Source organism: Achromobacter marplatensis (genome assembly GCF_049060505.1).
Classification (GTDB): Bacteria; Pseudomonadota; Gammaproteobacteria; order Burkholderiales; family Burkholderiaceae_B; genus Achromobacter; species Achromobacter marplatensis_A.
In genome coordinates this window covers 85,668-101,853 of record NZ_JBMGRB010000007.1, presented here as the reverse complement: position 1 = coordinate 101,853, position 16,186 = coordinate 85,668, and the positions used below count along the sequence as shown (strand labels likewise).

Below are 16,186 nucleotides of genomic sequence, written 5' to 3'. Positions count from 1 at the left end.
ATGATTTCCTTAGTGGGCTCAGGGTTTGCGGGCGCCGCGTGCTTACTTGGCGGGCTTGGCCGACATGGCCAGGGTGTACTGATCGGCCCGGCCTTCGTAGGCCAGTCCCTTCTTGAACGCCCAAATGCTGCTTTCGAAATGCAGGGGAATGCTGGGCAGGTCGGCCAGTGCAAGCGTCAGGGACTGTTGCAGCAGCTTTTCCCGCTCGGCCGGGTCCACCGTCACCAGCGCGCGCTTGAATACGCCGTCGAACTCGGGGTTGTCGTAACCGCCGTAGTTGCTGGTGCCCAGGCCCTGCTCCTTATCGAAGCGGGTAACCCAGTATTGTAGGAAAGACGAGGCTTCGCCGGTCTCGGACGACCAGCCGCCCATCGCGAAGCTGAATTCGCGCTTGGCGCGCTTGGGGAAATATACCGAGCGGGTCATGGCGTCCACCGTCGCCTTGATGCCCACGCGCGACAGGTACTGCGCGACGGCCTGCGAGATCTGGGCGTCGTTGATGTAGCGGTCATTGGTGGACGAGACGGCCAGCTCGAAACCGTTGGGATAGCCGGCTTCGGCCAGCAGCTTCTTCGCGCCTTCCGGGTCGTATTTCAATTCGGGCGGATGGGGCAAGGTGCCGAACATGCCGTCGGGCAGGAATTGGTTGGCGGGCGTGGCGGCGCCGTCCATGATGCGGGCGGCGATGGTTTTGCGGTCGATCGCCATCGATATGGCGCGTCGCACGCGCACGTCCTGCAAGGGGTTCTTGCCGTCGGCGGCCTTGACCGTCGGGCTGGGGCTGCGCGCCACGTCGAACTGGAAATACACCACGCGCACGGAAGGCGTGATCACGTACCCGTAGCCCGGGGTTTCCGAAATGCGTTTCACGTCGCGCGCGGCGGGATTCTCGATCAGATCGAAATCGCCCGCCAGAAGGCCCGTCAGGCGCGGCCCGGCTGCAGGCACCGGCACCAGCTTGACGGCTGGCCAGGCCGGTTTGTCGCCCCAGTAGCCGTCGTTGCGGACCAGTTCGATGGCAGTCCCTTTCACGTAGGATTTCAGCGTGTAGGGGCCGGTCCCGATCACGTCGCGGCCGCCATTGAAGTCGGCCACGGTCGGCCAGGGGCCGGCCACGCCGCACTTGTTTTTCAGGTCGAAGGTGATGGGACCGTGTTCGACGATGCCGCTCCACAGCATGGCGGTGCGGGTCAGGTCGTTGGGCAGCAACGGGTAGGGCTTGTGCGTCTTGATAATCAGCGTGTTGCCGTCGCGCGCTTCGATGCCCGCGAACTTCTGGACAACGGCCGGATACGACCCGCCGATACCCTGCTCGTTATGCATCACGCGGCAGAACGTGAAGATCACGTCCTGCGCCGTGAAGGGCTGGCCATTCGAGAACTTCACGCCGTCGCGCAGCTTGAATTCCCAGGTGGTGTCGTCCACCGGCTTCCAGGCCGTGGCCAACCGGGGGATCAGGTTCATCTTGGCGTCCTGCCCCACCAGCGTCTCGAACATGTGCGAGGTCATCGCGTCGTTCGGCGTGGCCTGATGGTAGTGCGGGTCCATCGACGTGGGCTCGGACGACAGGCCGATCTTCAGGGTGGAAGGCAGGGTCTGGGCCTGGACGGCTACCGTACAGGCGGCAAGCGTGCAGGCCAGCAATGCGCTGCGGATGAATACCTGGGCTGACATGTTTTTTCCCTAGTTGTTATGGGTCGTGCCGGTCGTGCTGAAAGGCGCCTCTTTGGCGGACGCTGCTCTCGTGTTGAATCAGGACGGCGGATCAGGCGATAGGCTGGGCCAGGCGGACGACCGTCACGCCGGGCCGCAGGTTCGCGGTGGACGGCATGATCAGCACGCAGTTGTCGTAGGGCGTGGCGACGGCTTCGCCTTCCGACCACCCGATCACGGTGCCGGCGGCGGCCAGCGTTTCCAGGCCCTTCCAGGGCTCCGCGAAACGGAAGTCGGCGCTCTTGGCGGCGACCGCATGCGTCACGCGCAGCGCGCGCTGCGACGGGGCGCCGGGGGCGACCCACCCAGCGGGGAGGTCCGCGGCGTCGACCGTGCCGGCTTCCAGCAGAAAGCGCGCCATCTGGTCCACCGCCACGCCGCGCGCCTCAGGCGCGCCATGAAAGCCGCATTCGATCAGCAGGGACCGCGTGCCGTTGTCGCCGGTTTCGCCGAAGCGGCCATAGTCGCGCATCCGCACGCCAGCGGCGTGGCCGGCATCGGCAATGATGGTGGCGGGGTTGCCCAACGCAAGCGCCAGGTCGATATTGCGCTGTTCCATGCCGGTCAGCTGTAGCGGCACGTCGGAATTGCTCATCGAATGGAAGTCCAGCAGCCAATCGGCCTGTTCCACCCAAGGCCGGATTTCGGCGGCGCGGCGGCGTTCCTGGCTGATTGGCAGGGCCAGTTTGTCATCGCTCCAGACGCGGTTCATGTCTTCGTCGACAAAGCGCGCGGGGGCGTAGTTGGCGGAATCGAAGCGGTCGAACGCGGCCAGGTTGCAGAATGCCAGTGTCAGCGAGCCGCGTCGCGGCCGCAGGCCGGCGGCCAACGCTTCCTTCAGCGCCCAGGCGCCGCACAGCTCGTTGCCATGGATCAGCGCGCTCAGCATGACGCGTTTGCCCGGCACGCCCGAATCGAAATGCCAGACGCCTGGCGTATCCGTATTGCCCAAGCGTTCCGCCGACAGATCGGGACAGGCAAGCAGGAAAGGACGCGGACGGGGCGCGGATGAAGACGTGGGCATGGGGACTCCGATGAAGCGAGGGGATTGTATAGGGGTTGGGCCAGGCGAGCTTCAATCGCGCACCGGTTCGAAGCCGTCCACGCGAATTCTAGGAGTTTGGCAGCTTTCTCTACAATTAGAATATTTATCGGGAGCTTTGCTTAAATAGCAAAGGTCGGCGGGTTGCCAGAGGCGGAACATGCACGGAATTGCCTTGAAGTACTTTTTGGAGGTTGCGCAGGCAGGCAGCCTGAGCGGCGCATCCGAGCGTCTGCATGTGGCGGTGTCGGCGATCAGCCGGCAGATCGCCAAACTGGAAGAGGAGGCGGGCGCGCCGCTATTCGAACGCGCCGCCCGGGGCATGGTGCTGAGCCCGGCGGGCCAGCTGCTGCTGACGCACGCCCGGCGCACCATGCTCGAGGCCGAGTCGGTCCTGCAGGAGATCGCGGCCGCCCGCGGCACGGCGCGCAACGAGATCCGGGTGGCCGCCGTGGAAGGCGTGGCGCGGATTTTCGTGCCGTCCGTGATGGCGCGTTTTCGCCAGGAACGGCCGAACATCCGCTTCGACCTGTTCGTGGGATCTCCCGCCGAAGTCAGCCGCCGCGTGGCCGAAGGCGGGGCAGAGCTGGGCATGACGTTCATCGCCGAACGCGTCAACGGGGTCAGCGTGCGGTATTCGCGCCGCGCGCCGGTGCACGCGGTGATGGCGTCCAATCATCCGCTGGCCAGCCGCCGTAGCGTCAGCCTGCAAGACCTTAGCCGCTATCCCCTGGCCTTGACCGGCCCGGGCACCACCACCCGGCAGCTCTTCGAAATGGGCTGCGCGCTGGAATCGGTGCAGCTTGAGCCGGTGCTGACCTGCAATGACTCTTCGCCCCTGCACGGTTTCGTGTTCGGTTCGGACGCCATCATGCTCAGTGGCTACATCTCGGTGGCATGGAGCCTGCGGCGCGACGAACTGGTGGCGGTGCCGATTTCCAACGCGGAATTGCAATCGCGCACGCTGCAGATCCAGGTGATGCCGGGGCGGGTGTTGCCGCCCAAGGCGGAAGCGTTCATTGAACTGCTGTGCCGGGAACTGGACCAGGCGTTGTCGGCAGGGCCGAGCATGCCGACAGCTCCGCACGGATAAAACGGCCCCCACGCCGCGCACGCTGCGCGTGCTTGCTGCCCCCGAGGGGGGCATTTTTATATTGGGGCGGCCCGGCGATAAAAAAACGGCTGCCCGAAGGCAGCCGTTTTTTCGATCAGGCGAACCGGATCACTTCTTTTCGGGCGTAACCGAGGTGGCCAGCGTGTACTGGTCGCGGCGGCCTTCGTAGGTGATGCCCTTGCGGAAGGCCCAGATGCTGCTTTCGAAGTGCAGCGGGATCAGCGGCACGTTGTCCAGCGCGATCTGGGTGGATTCCTGCAGCAGCTTTTCACGCTTGGGCGCGTCCACCGTCACGATGGCCTGCTTGTAGACCTTGTCGAAATCGGCGTTGGAGAAGCCGCCGTAGTTGCTGGTGCCCAGGCTGTTGGGCGAATCCAGGGACGCGACCCACAGCTGGAACAGCGCCGAGGCTTCACCCGTTTCCGCCGGCCAGCCGCCCATCGAGAAGCTGAACTCGCGCTTGGCGCGCTTGGGGAAATAGATGGATGCCGTCATGGCGTCCACGTTGGTCTTGATGCCGACGCGGGCCAGATACTGCGCCACGGCCTGGGCGATCTGGCCGTCGTTGACGTAGCGGTCGTTGGTGGACGACAGCGTCAGTTCAAAGCCGTTCGGGTAGCCGGCTTCGGCCAGCAGCTTCTTGGCGCCTTCCGGGTCGTACTTGATTTCCGGGGCCTTGGGCAGCGCGCCGAACATGCCGTCGGGCATGAACTGGTAGGCCGGGGTGGCCATGCCGTCCATGATGCGGGCGGTGATGGTCTTGCGGTCGATGGCCATCGAAATCGCCTTGCGCACGCGCAGGTCCTGCAGCGGGTTTTTGCCGTCGGCGCTCTTGACGAACGGGCTCGGGTTGCGGCCCACGTCCGGCTGGAAGAACACCAGGCGCGTGGACGGCGTGGCCACGAAGCCGAACTTCGGGTTGTCCTTCAGGCGCGGCAGGTCGCGGGCAGCCGGGTTTTCGATCATGTCGAAGTCACCGGACAAGAGGCCGGTCAGGCGCGGGCCGGCGGACGGCACGGGCACAAACTTCACTTCCTTCCAGTACGGTTTCTCGCCCCAGTAGTTCTCGTTGCGGACCAGCTCGATGCCGGTGCCCTTCACGTAGGACTTCAGGGTGTAGGGGCCGGTGCCGATGGAATCCTTGCCGTTGTTGAAGTCGGCAACGGTGGGCCAGGCGCCGGTCACGCCGCAACCCTTCTTCGGGTCGAACGTCAGCTTGCCGTGTTCGACGATGCCGTTCCAGACGATGGGCAGCGAGCGGGCCAGTTCGGCGGGCATCAGCGGGAAGGGCTCGCCCGTTTTGATAATCACGGTGTGCGCATCCGGCGTCTGGACGTCGGTGATGCGCTTGGTCATGTCCATGTAGGACTGCGACACGTTGGTTTCGTTGTTCAGCGTGCGGCAGATCGTGAACAGCACGTCTTCAGACGTGAACGGCTTGCCGTTCGAGAACTTGACGTCGTCGCGCAGCTTGAATTCCCAAGTCAGGTCATCCAGGTTCTTCCACGACTTGGCCAACTGGGGCGTCAGTTTCATGTCGGCGCTGCGGCCCACCAGCGAACTGTAGACGTGCGCGGAGAACGCGTCGTTCTGCGTCATCTTGTGATAGTGGGGATCCGCCGAAGTGGGTTCGGCCGACAGGCCGATCTTCAGCGTCTGGGCTTGGGCGGCAGCCAAAGGGATGGCGGCGGCCACAAGGGCCAGGGTGGTGCGCAACTTCATGATGACAACTCCGGATGGATAACGAACCGGATCGTGCCTGAAGCGCCATCGGGCGCACCGGGCGGACAGCAGGGGTCGGCAGGGCACGCGGAGTTTTGGCGCCAGGCACGACGGCAAGGGGCCGATTATCGGTAGGGGGTTCGCGCGCTGTCAATGCAGAACGGCGAATCGGGCGCTAGGGAAAACGCCGAGAGGAAGGTGCGGCAGAAGGGCCGGGAGGGCGTCGCGGGGGCTCCCAACAGCATGAATGGGAGCCGGCGCGGCGCGATGGCGCCGGTGAGGGGCGGGCGCCGAAAGTCCGCCGCGCGGCAAGCCAGGACCAGCCAGGCAGGCCGTGCGACGGCACGCGCGCTAGTCTGAATCGCGGGAGATCGGTCGCGATTCAGACCTGCGCAGCGCAACTTACCACTGAGAGCCGGAGAAGCGCGAGCTGGCGGCGCGGGCTTTGTTCATCGAGTCGTTCACTTCGTCGATGAAGGCAAAGACGCTGGCAACAGCGGCGATCACGGCTTGGCCAGCCTTCTTCAGGTTGGTCAGCGGGTGGGAATTCGGTTGGTTCTCGAGAGCGCCGCGGAGCAGGTCGCGCTCCAGCGCGTCGGTCAGGCGGGCAGTGCTATTCAAGGTCAGTTCGCTCATGGTCTTCTCCAGTCCGTTTCGTCTTGGGGTAAACCATTATAGGGATAACCCTAAATTAAAAGCAACGACCTTTTAGGGGAAAACCCTAGTATGTTGTAAAAATGTTTATTTCACGGGGACTTAGCCCGGATTGGGGCCCGGGGATGCCCCTCAGCGGCCGTTGCGCAAGGCGCGCGCGGCGTCCGCCAACTCTCCCGCCGTGAGGCCGATCGGGCCGATGCCCTGGTTGACCAGCGCATCGGCGGCGGCGCCGTGCAGCCAGACGGCTCCCGCTACCGCTTGGTCGAATGGAAGCTTCTGGGCGATCAGTGATCCCAGCATGCCCGCCAATACGTCCCCGGTTCCGGCTGTGGCCAGGCCGGGGTTGCCGCTGGTGTTGGTCCGGCGGCTGCCGTCGGGCGAACAGACGACGGTAGCCGCGCCTTTCAGCACCACCCAGGCCTGGAAGCGTTGCGCCAGCTGCCATGCCGCGTCTCGGCGGTCGGCCTGAATCTGGGCAGCGCTTAGCCCCAGGAGACGGCCGGCCTCGGCAGGATGCGGGGTCAGCACGACGGGGCCAGGGCCCCAATTGGGCTTGATGTCGCCCTGGGCCAGCAGGTTCAGGCCGTCGGCGTCCAGCACCAGTGGCGCGCCGCGGCGCAGCACGAATAATTCCGATAGCGTGTTGGCCGCCAGCGCATCCGTGCCGATCCCGCAGCCGGCGACCCAGGCGGTCACGCCCCAATCGCCCTCCAGCAGCGACCGGGCGTCGCGCAGCATCAATTCGGGTTGCAACGGGTCGCAGGCAAGCGGCGAGGCCTCTTGGGCGAAGCCGACCAGCACCTTGCCGGCGCCAGTCTTCAGGGCGGCCCGCGCCGCAAGCAGCACGGCCCCCGCCATGCCCGGGCCGCCGCCCACCACGCCGACGGTGCCGAAACTACCCTTGTGCGTGTCCACGCCCCGGGGGGCGAACAGGGCGGGCAGGCTGGCGCGGTCGATAGGGGCGCCGGCGGACGGGGCGGGGGTGTTCATTGGCTGAAGCTCCTTCTGGCGGGCGGCGGGTGGACGCCGGCGTATCCACTATAGTGCCCAAAAATGCGCCGGCCCCAGGCTTGCCCCATTGGTATACAAGACAACGCGGAGAAGACAATGACTGATATCACGCTGCAACACTATTCGGCCTACGAGTCCCTGAAGCTGCGCCGGCATCCCGGCGGCGTGCTGGAACTGATCATGGGCGCCAAGGGCGGCCAGCCGGGCAAATTGTCCACGGCCGACGACCGCATGCACCGCGAGCTGGCCGACATCTGGCGCGACATCGATACCGACCCCGACACCCGCGTGGTGGTGATCCGCGGCGAAGGCAAGGGCTTTTCGGGGGGCGGCGACCTGGATCTGGTGCAACAGATGGCCGACGACTTCGACGTGCGCACCCGCGTCTGGCGGGAGGCCCGCGACCTGGTCTACAACATCATCAACTGCAACAAGCCCATCGTGTCCGCCATGCACGGCGCGGCCGTGGGAGCGGGACTGGTAGCGGGGTTGCTGGCCGACATCTCGATTGCCGCGCGCGACGCACGGATCATCGACGGCCATACGCGCCTGGGGGTGACGGCGGGCGACCACGCGGCCATCGTCTGGCCGCTACTGTGCGGCATGGCCAAGGCCAAGTACTACCTGATGCTGTGCGAAACCGTCACCGGCGAAGAAGCCGAGCGGATCGGGCTGGTGTCGCTGTGCGTGGACGAGGCCGAGCTTATTGCCCGCGCGTTCGAGGTGGCCAACAAGCTGGCCGCCGGCTCGCAGACCGCCATCCGCTGGACGAAGTACTCGCTGAACAACTGGCTGCGCATGGCAGGCCCGACCTTCGACACGTCGCTGGCGTTGGAATTCATGGGGTTCGGCGGGCCGGACGTCAAAGAAGGGGTCAAATCCTTGCGTGAGCGCCGGGCGCCTAATTTCCGGCCCGATTCGCCTTTCTGAAGCGATGGGCTGCAAGAGCAACCCATCTGCCGGCATGCGTCAGTGATGGGTTACGTGCGGCATGCCTCGGCGTGCTTTGGGGCGCCGCAACGCACTCCACCCATCCTACGAGCGGCGGTCTTGCCCGTAGGATGGGTGGAGCGCGAAAAATTCGCCGCAAAAGCGCCGTAGCGCAGCGCGCGCAACCCATCTTCATGCGCGCGGCTATTTCTTGAAGAACTTCGCGAATGCCGCTTGCGCCTCTTCGGTTTGCAGGCGGGCACGGAATTGCTGGGCTTCGTAGTCCAGCGTTTCCTGGATGGCTTGGCGGTCTGCGCGTTTCATCATGGCTTTGGTCAAACGCAGCGCGGCCGGCGGCTGACGCACCAGGTCGGCGGCGGTGGCTTGCGCCGCCGCCAGCGCCTGACCCTTGGGCGCGACCGACGTCGCCAGACCGGCTTCGTGCGCATCGCAGGCGGAAAACGCCTTGCCCTGCAGCAGCCATTCGGCGGCGCGGCGTCCGGCCAGGCGGGGCATCAGCAGGCTGGATGCGCCTTCCGGGCACAGGCCCAGCGCCACGAATGGCATGCGCAAGGTGGCGCCTTCGCCGATGTGGACGAAGTCGCAATGCTGTAGCAGCGTGACGCCGATGCCGATGGCGTAGCCCTCGACCGCGGCAATCACCGGCACGTCCGCCGTGGTCAGTGCCCGCAGGAACGTCAGGCCGGCGCTGTCGCCCGCGCCGCGTTCCGCCTGGAAGTCGCGCAGGTCGTTGCCGGCGGTGAAGTGTTCGCCCGCGCCGGTCAGGATCACCGCCGACACTGACAGGTCGCCAGACGCCAGCGCGATTTGCTCAGACAGCGCGGCGTAAGTGGCCGTGTCCAGCGCGTTGCGGCGGTCCTGGCGGTCGATGGTGAGCGTCAGGACGGCGCCCTCGCGGACGACTTTCAGGCCCGCGCTCATGCGTAGGTCCTGCCGGCCAGTTGCGCTTTGGCGTCTTCGTACTCGCGGCGCAGGGTGTCGACGATCTTGCGGGTGGGTTCGACGCTGGCGATACCGCCCACGCCCTGGCCCGCGCCCCAGATGTCTTTCCACGGCTTGACCCGTGACGAGCCGAAGTTGGACGCGCCGCTGTCGGGTTGCGGCAGGTTGGCCGGGTCCAGTCCGGCGGCGGCGATGCTGGCCTTCAGGTAGTTGCCGGGGATGCCGGTGAAGAACGGGGTGTACAGGATGTCGGAGGCGCTGGCGTCGACGATGGCGGATTTGTAGCCTTCGCTGGCGTTGGCTTCCGCGCTGGCGATGAAGCGCGTGCCCATATAGGCGAAGTCCGCGCCCATGGCGAGAGCGGCCAGCACGTGCGCGCCGGAGGTGATGGCGCCCGACAGGATCAGCGGGCCGTCGTAGAAGCGGCGCACTTCGGACACCAGCGCGAATGGGCTCAGCGTGCCCGCATGGCCGCCGGCGCCCGCGCAAACCAGGATCAGCCCGTCCACGCCGGCCTCAAGCGCTTTTTCGGCGTGGCGGATCGTGGTGACGTCGTGGAACACCTTGCCGCCCCAATCGTGCACGCCTTTGACGAGGTCGCCGGGGGCGCGCAGGCTGGTGATGATCAGCGGCACGCGGTGGCTGGCGCAAACCGCCAGGTCCTGTTCCAGGCGGTCGTTGGACTGGTGGATGATCTGGTTCACGGCGAACGGCGCCACCGCGGCGCCGGGGTTCGCCTCACGGTACGAGGCCAGCCCGGCCTGCACTTCGTCCAGCCAGTCGGTCAGCAGGCTTTGCGGGCGCGCGTTCAGCGCGGGGAACGAGCCCACGATGCCACTGGTGCACTGAGCAAGCACCAGCGTCGGGTTGGAGACGATGAACATGGGGGCGCTGATGACCGGCAGGGACATCTGGCCATACAAATCTGTCACGAGAGAGTGGGGCATAGCGTCGTCGCGTTGTGTTCAGGGTCAGTCCAGAAGGGGCGCCTGCAGGCAGGCTTGAGTCCCCGAGGCGGATGTGCCTATAATTACCTACCGACCGTCCGGTAATTAATTAATCTTTATTTAACGGCATGCGCCGAACCGCTGTCAATGGAGGCCCACCCGGCCCCTTGCCGGCCTGCGGCGCGGCCCTTTCAAAGGCTGTCATGGCGACCTCTGCTCCTCCGGCCCTGAAACCCGCCCGCGCCGGCCGGCCACCCACGCTGGCGGCCCCGCGCGAACGCATCCTGGATGAAGCCGCCAAGCTTTTCGCTCAAAGCGGTTACGACGGCAGCTCCGTGTCGGACCTTGCTGGCGCCATCGGCGTATCCAAGGCGGCCATTTACCACTACTACCCCACCAAGCAGGATATCTACGACGCCATCATCCTGGGCGTATTGAGCGGGCTGACGCAAACCGTGGGCCAGGATGTCGACCGCGCCGAGGGCGCCGCCGCCCGGCTGCGCGCGTTCATGGTCGGCCACGCGCGTTACTTCGAACAGCACCACGCCAAATTCGTGACGATGCTGATCGGTTATTCCGGCATGGCCTTGCCTGAACGCGAAGACGCCGCCCGGCTGCGCGACGGCTACGAGAAGCGCCTGCGCGAACTGATCACGCAGGGCGTGGCCGACGGCACGTTCCGCGCGCTGGACGTGGCCGCCACCGGCCGCGCCGTGCTGTCCATGCTGAACTGGATGGTGCGCTGGTACAAGCCGGGGCAGGGCGACAGCGCGGAAACCATCGCCGCCGGCTACTTCGACCTGCTCGTTGGCGGCATGCGCGCCTGAGCGCCGCCGCCCGTAAGCCGCACCGCTCCCGACCCGATCGCCATACCAGACCTTCTACCTCGTCCCCGCATCCCCTTCTTTTTTTGAGATTCCCACCATGGCCCTGGACACCGAAACCCTGAACCTGCTGCTGGACGCCGTGCGCCGCTTCGTGCACGAACGCCTGATTCCCGCCGAAGACGAACTGGCCACCAGCGGACAGGTTCCGCCCGACATCGTCAACGAAATGCGCGAACTGGGCCTGTTCGGCCTGTCGATCGCGCCAGAATTCGGCGGCCTGGGGCTGACGATGGAAGAAGAAGTGCGCGTGGTGTTCGAATTGGGCCAGACCTCGCCCGCTTTCCGTTCGCTGGCTGGCACCAACATCGGCATCGGCTCGCAGGCCATCGTGCTGGCCGGTACCGACGACCAGCGCGCCCGCTACCTGCCCAAGCTGGCCAGCGGCGAATTGATCGGCTCGTTCGCGCTGACCGAACCCGACGCCGGTTCCGACGCGATGGCACTGCGCCTGTCCGCCGAACGCGATGGCGACAGCTACGTGCTGAACGGCACCAAGCGCTACATCACCAACGCGCCGATCGCCGGCCTGTTCTCGGTCATGGCGCGCACCGCGCCCGAGCGTCGCGCCAATTCGATCTCCTGCTTTCTGGTCGAAGCCGGCTCGCCGGGTCTCAGCATCGGCAAGCCCGACAAGAAAATGGGCCAGGCCGGCGCCCTGACCAGCGACGTGGTGTTCGATAACTGCCGCGTGCCGGCCAGCGCCCTGCTGGGCGGCGAAGAAGGCAACGGTTTCCGCACGTCGATGCGCGTGCTGGACAAGGGCCGTCTGCATATCTCGGCGTTGTGCGTGGGTATTGCCGATCGCCTGCTGGCCGACGCCGTCAAATACGCGATGGAGCGCAAGCAGTTCGGCCAGCCAATCGCCGAGTTCCAACTGATTCAAGCGATGATCGCCGACAGCCAGGCCGAACTCTACGCCGCACGCTGCATGGTGCTGGACGCTGCCCGCATGCGTGACCGCGGCGAAAACACCACCATGCAAGCCGCTTGCGCGAAGTTGTTCTCGACCGAAATGGTGGGCCGCGTTGCCGACCGCGCCGTGCAGATCCATGGCGGCGCGGGGTATATGTCGGAATACGCGGTGGAACGCTTCTACCGCGACGTGCGCCTGTTCCGCATCTTCGAAGGCACGTCGCAGATCCAGCAGCTGGTGATCGCCCGCGAAACGATCAAGGCCCATTCCTGATCGGAAGAATGGCGGGTTGCGCGCGCAACCCGGGCTAATATCGCATATGACGCGCCAGCGGCTCGGACCGCTGGCATGACAGACTCCAGTCTGGCTTGCGCTGGCCGCCAGCCGGACGTTTTCATTTCCCATCTAGCGAAAAGAACACTGATGTCGCAACGTCCCGCTCCCCTTACCGGCATACGCGTGCTGGACCTGACCCGCGTATTGGCGGGCCCCTGGTGCACCCAGAACCTGGCCGACCTTGGCGCCGAGGTGATCAAGATCGAACGTCCCGGCGCTGGCGATGACACGCGCGCCTGGGGGCCTCCGTACCTGAAGGACGAAGCGGGCAACGACACCACCGAAGCCGCCTATTACCTGTCCGCCAATCGCAACAAGCTGTCGGTGGCGCTGGATATCGCGTCGCCGCGCGGCGCCGAACTGGTGCGCGAATTGGCGCTGCAAAGCGACATCCTGGTCGAGAACTTCAAGGTGGGCGGGCTGAAGAAGTACGGCCTGGACTACGAAAGCCTGAAGGCCATCAACCCGCGCCTGATCTATTGCTCCATCACCGGCTTCGGCCAGACCGGTCCCTACGCCAGCCGCCCCGGCTACGATTTCATGATCCAGGGCATGGGCGGCCTGATGAGCATCACGGGCGAGCGCGACGACCTGCCCGGCGGCGGCCCGCAAAAGGCCGGCGTGGCGGTGGCGGACCTGATGACGGGCATGTATTCCACGGTGGGCATCCTGGCCGCGCTGCTGGAACGCGCCAACAGCGGGCTGGGCCAGCACATCGACATGGCGCTGCTGGATTGCCAGGTTTCGATGCTGGCCAACCAGAATCTGAACTTCATGACGTCGGGCGTGGCGCCCAAGCGCGCGGGCAACGCGCATCAAAATCTGGTGCCCTACCAAGTGTTCGCGGCGGCCGACGGCCACCTGATCGTGGCGGTGGGCAACGACAGCCAGTTCCGCAACTACTGCGGCGCGATCGGCTTGCCCGAATTGTCGGCGGATCCGCGTTTCTCGACCAATCCGCAGCGCGTGAAGAACCGCGCGGAGCTGGTGCCGCTGTTGGCCGAACGCATGGCCACGGGCGCGCGCGATCACTGGCTGGCCTCGCTGGAAAGCGTGGGGGTGCCTGCAGGCCCCATCAACACGCTGGACCAGGTCTATGAAGATCCGCACGTGTTGGCGCGCGGCATGAAGCTTGAACTGCCGCACCCGGCGGCCGGCCGCGTGCCGATGGCGTCCAGCCCGCTGAAATTCTCGGACAGCCCGGTCGAATACCGCCGTCCGCCGCCCATGCTGGGCGAACACACCGCGCAGGTCCTGGCTGAAAAGCTGGGGCTATCGGCCGAAGACATCCAGGCGCTGGCCCAGAGCCAGGCTTGAGGGCGGGCGGAGCGGCGCAGCGCCGCTCTGTTTTCCCTGCGCCCCGCCACGCCGCGGCGCACACGATCCATTCCAATAAAGGCAGGAGAAAGTTGATGACGGAGATTCAAACCATCGGCGTCGTGGGCGCCGGGGCCATGGGGCGCGGCATTGCGCAGATCGCGGCGCAAGCCGGTTTGCGCGTGCGCCTGTACGACACCAGCGCCGACGCGGTTGCCGCTGCGCGGGAATCGTTGCGCCAGACATGGGACAAGCTGGCCCAGAAGGGCAAGCTTACCGCCGCCGACGCGCAAGCCGCGCTTGAGCGCGTGGAATCCGCCACCGCGCTGACCGACATGTCGGCGTGCCAACTGGTGGTGGAAGCCATCGTCGAACGCCTGGACGTCAAGCGCGACCTGTTCGCCGCGCTGGAAGGCGTGGTGTCGGAAGACTGCATCCTGGCGTCGAATACGTCGTCGCTGTCCATCACCGCCATTGCCGCCGCCTGCAAGCGCCCGCAGCGTGTGGTGGGTTATCACTTCTTCAACCCGGTGGCGTTGATGAAAGTGGTGGAAGTCATCGACGGCCTGCGCAGCGCGCCCGAAGCCGGCGACGCGCTGGCCGCGCTGGCCCGCCGCATGGGCCACACGCCTGTGCGCGCCAAGGACATGCCCGGCTTCATCGTGAACCACGCCGGCCGCGGCATGAACACTGAAGGCCTGCGCGTGGCGCAGGAAGCCGTTGCCACCTTCGCGCAAGTGGACGCCGTCATGCGCGAGCAGGCCGGCTTTCGCATGGGCCCATTCGAACTGCTGGACCTGACCGCGCTGGACGTGTCGCATCCGGTGATGGAGTCCATCTACCGCCAATTCTTCGACGAACCGCGCTTTCGCCCGTCGCCGATCACTACCGTGCGTTTGGCTGGCGGCTTGATCGGCCGCAAGGCCGGCGAAGGCTTCTACGTCTACACCGACGGCCAGAAGCAGGTGCCGGCCGAGCCGCCCGTGCCGGCGTTGCCGGACGGCCTGAAAGTGTGGGTCAGCCCCAAGCACGCGGAAGGCTACGCGCGTGCATCGGCGCTGATCGAAAAGCTGGGCGCGACGCTCGTCACGGGCGCCACGCCCGACGCCGATGCGTTGATCGTCGTCACCCCGTTTGGCGACGACGTCTCGACGTCGGTGTCCGCGCAGGGTTTGAACGCGGGCCGCACGGTCGGCCTGGATACGCTGTATGCGTTCGACGGCGCCAAGCGCCGCACCGTCATGGTGTCGCCCGCGACCGAGGGCAAATGGCGCGACGCCGCCCATGCGCTGCTGGCCGCAGACGGCGTGCCGGTGACCGTGATCCAGGATTCGCCGGGCTTCATCGCCCAGCGCATCGTGGCCATGATCGTCAATATCGCCAGCGATATCGCGCAGCAGGAGATCGCTACGCCTGAAGACATCGACCAGGCCGTGACGCTGGGCCTGGGTTATCCGGTGGGTCCGCTGGCGCTGGGTGACAAGCTGGGCGCCGACCGCATCCTGGAAATCCTGAAGAGCATGCAGCGCGTGACGGGCGACCCTCGCTATCGCCCCAGCCTGTGGCTGCAACGCCGCGTGCAGTTGGGCATGTCGCTGCTGAAATCGTCGGCGGAATAACACCCGACGGGATGCCGTTAAAGCACGGCGGCAAAAAAAAGCCCCTTGAGCGATCAAGGGGCTTTTTGCTGGGCCAGCCGGATTTACTTGGCCGCGTCGACCATGTATTGCACGGCCGCGCGGATGTCGTCTTCCGAGGCGTTGGCCGCGCCGCCCTTCGGGGGCATCGGCGGCTTGCCTTGCATGGCGACCTTCACCATGGCGTCCATGCCGGTCTTGATGTACGGATCCCAGGCGGCCTTGTCGCCGAACTTGGGCGCGTTCGCCACGCCGGTGGCGTGGCAGGCGAAACAGACGCTCTTGTAGAGTTTTTCACCGGCCGGGTTGACGGCGGCTGCCGCTTGCGGCGCGGCGGGCGCGGGGGCTGCAGCTGCGGGGGCGGCCGGAGCCGGGGCCTGCGCGGCTGGGGCAGGGGCGGCTGCGGCTGCGGCAGGCGCGGGAGTGGCGGCAGGCGTCGCAGCTGCTTCCTTCTTCGCGCCGTCCTCGGCGGGAGCGGCCGGTTCGGGCAGCGAGGCGCCGGACTTGTTCGCCATGTAGACCACGGCGCGCGCGACCTCATAGTCGGACAGCGTGGGGTTGCCGCCCTTGGCGGGCATGCCGCCCTTGCCGTGCAGGGCCACGTTCAGCATGGTGTCGTAGCCGGACTTGATGAACGGCGCCCATGCTGCGTTGTCGCCCATCTTGGGCGCGCCGGCGATACCGGCGGTGTGACAGGCCGTACAGACCGCGGCAAACACCTGTTCGCCCGTCTTGAAGACCTTGGGAGCGTTGGCGTCGACCAGCGCGAAACCCGCAACCGGCGCGATCCGCTTGGTGACGGCTTCTTCGGTAAGGGTATCGGAACCGGCGCCGACCTTGGTGCCGGAGACCACCATATTCACCAGGAGGATGATGATGGCGATTGGAATCACGAAAGATAGAACGATCGTGACGACCAGTTGCTTGGGGGTCTTGATGGGGGAGGAGTGCTCTTCTATGTGTTCCTGCTCGTTGCTCATGACCAAATCCTGCAAAC

Annotated in this window: 14 protein-coding genes; 6 read left to right on the top strand and 8 right to left on the bottom strand. The window is 66.0% G+C overall.

Annotation, left to right across the window (positions count from 1 at the left end; translation table 11 throughout):
* Positions 1–42 precede the first annotated feature (42 nt).
* A complete protein-coding gene (locus ACI0FO_RS18260; protein WP_416028871.1) occupies positions 43–1,674 on the bottom strand; it encodes an ABC transporter substrate-binding protein in 1,632 nt (543 codons plus the stop codon).
* Positions 1,675–1,765: 91 nt separating this feature from the next.
* Positions 1,766–2,737 (bottom strand): succinylglutamate desuccinylase/aspartoacylase family protein, encoded by a 972-nt coding sequence (locus ACI0FO_RS18255; protein ID WP_416028869.1) that lies wholly within the window; start codon positions 2,735–2,737, stop codon positions 1,766–1,768.
* A 178-nt stretch (positions 2,738–2,915) separates the two neighbouring features.
* Here ACI0FO_RS18255 and ACI0FO_RS18250 point away from each other — a divergent pair, with 178 nt between their 5' ends.
* Positions 2,916–3,848, top strand: coding sequence for a LysR family transcriptional regulator (locus ACI0FO_RS18250; protein WP_416028867.1), 933 nt, complete (start codon positions 2,916–2,918; stop codon positions 3,846–3,848).
* Between the two features lie 129 nt (positions 3,849–3,977).
* Here ACI0FO_RS18250 and ACI0FO_RS18245 read toward each other — a convergent pair whose 3' ends face one another.
* From ACI0FO_RS18245 to ACI0FO_RS18235, 3 genes are all read right to left on the bottom strand, one after another.
* On the bottom strand, positions 3,978–5,591 hold the full coding sequence (locus ACI0FO_RS18245) for an ABC transporter substrate-binding protein (RefSeq protein WP_416028865.1): 1,614 nt from the start codon (positions 5,589–5,591) through the stop codon (positions 3,978–3,980).
* A gap of 402 nt (positions 5,592–5,993) precedes the next feature.
* Complete coding sequence (locus ACI0FO_RS18240; RefSeq protein ID WP_416028863.1) at positions 5,994–6,227, bottom strand: hypothetical protein; 234 nt, start codon at positions 6,225–6,227, stop codon at positions 5,994–5,996.
* A gap of 150 nt (positions 6,228–6,377) precedes the next feature.
* The gene (locus ACI0FO_RS18235; protein ID WP_416028861.1) at positions 6,378–7,238 is read right to left on the bottom strand and encodes an NAD(P)H-hydrate dehydratase; all 861 of its coding nucleotides are present in this window, start codon (positions 7,236–7,238) and stop codon (positions 6,378–6,380) included.
* 117 nt (positions 7,239–7,355) lie between these two features.
* On the opposite strand from ACI0FO_RS18235, the gene ACI0FO_RS18230 reads away from it, so the two are divergent.
* Positions 7,356–8,189 (top strand): enoyl-CoA hydratase/isomerase family protein, encoded by an 834-nt coding sequence (locus ACI0FO_RS18230; protein WP_416028859.1) that lies wholly within the window; start codon positions 7,356–7,358, stop codon positions 8,187–8,189.
* Between the two features lie 204 nt (positions 8,190–8,393).
* Here ACI0FO_RS18230 and ACI0FO_RS18225 read toward each other — a convergent pair whose 3' ends face one another.
* Together ACI0FO_RS18225 and ACI0FO_RS18220 are read right to left on the bottom strand one after the other, a co-directional pair.
* Positions 8,394–9,131 carry an enoyl-CoA hydratase-related protein gene (locus ACI0FO_RS18225; RefSeq protein ID WP_416028857.1) on the bottom strand — a complete coding sequence of 246 codons (738 nt, stop codon included), beginning with the start codon at positions 9,129–9,131 and terminating at the stop codon, positions 8,394–8,396.
* Positions 9,128–10,099: an NAD(P)H-dependent flavin oxidoreductase gene (locus tag ACI0FO_RS18220; RefSeq protein WP_416028855.1), complete on the bottom strand. Its 972-nt coding sequence runs from the start codon at positions 10,097–10,099 to the stop codon at positions 9,128–9,130. Before ACI0FO_RS18220 ends, ACI0FO_RS18225 begins: the two co-directional genes overlap by 4 nt.
* Positions 10,100–10,302: 203 nt before the next feature.
* Between ACI0FO_RS18220 and ACI0FO_RS18215 the strand changes: the two genes are divergently transcribed.
* The 4 genes from ACI0FO_RS18215 to ACI0FO_RS18200 all read left to right on the top strand — a co-directional run bounded on the left by ACI0FO_RS18215 (position 10,303) and on the right by ACI0FO_RS18200 (position 15,171).
* A complete protein-coding gene (locus ACI0FO_RS18215; protein WP_416028853.1) occupies positions 10,303–10,926 on the top strand; it encodes a TetR/AcrR family transcriptional regulator in 624 nt (207 codons plus the stop codon).
* Between the two features lie 97 nt (positions 10,927–11,023).
* A complete protein-coding gene (locus tag ACI0FO_RS18210) occupies positions 11,024–12,172 on the top strand; it encodes an acyl-CoA dehydrogenase family protein (RefSeq protein ID WP_416028851.1) in 1,149 nt (382 codons plus the stop codon).
* Between the two features lie 150 nt (positions 12,173–12,322).
* A complete protein-coding gene (locus ACI0FO_RS18205; RefSeq protein WP_310034049.1) occupies positions 12,323–13,552 on the top strand; it encodes a CaiB/BaiF CoA-transferase family protein in 1,230 nt (409 codons plus the stop codon).
* Positions 13,549–15,171 (top strand): 3-hydroxyacyl-CoA dehydrogenase, encoded by a 1,623-nt coding sequence (locus tag ACI0FO_RS18200; RefSeq protein WP_416028849.1) that lies wholly within the window; start codon positions 13,549–13,551, stop codon positions 15,169–15,171. The genes ACI0FO_RS18205 and ACI0FO_RS18200 overlap by 4 nt, the downstream gene beginning before the upstream one ends.
* An 83-nt stretch (positions 15,172–15,254) precedes the next feature.
* On the opposite strand, the gene ACI0FO_RS18195 is transcribed toward ACI0FO_RS18200, so the two are convergent.
* Entirely contained in the window at positions 15,255–16,169 is a 915-nt protein-coding gene (locus ACI0FO_RS18195; RefSeq protein WP_416028847.1) for a c-type cytochrome, read from the bottom strand.
* Between the last annotated feature and the right edge of the window lie 17 nt (positions 16,170–16,186).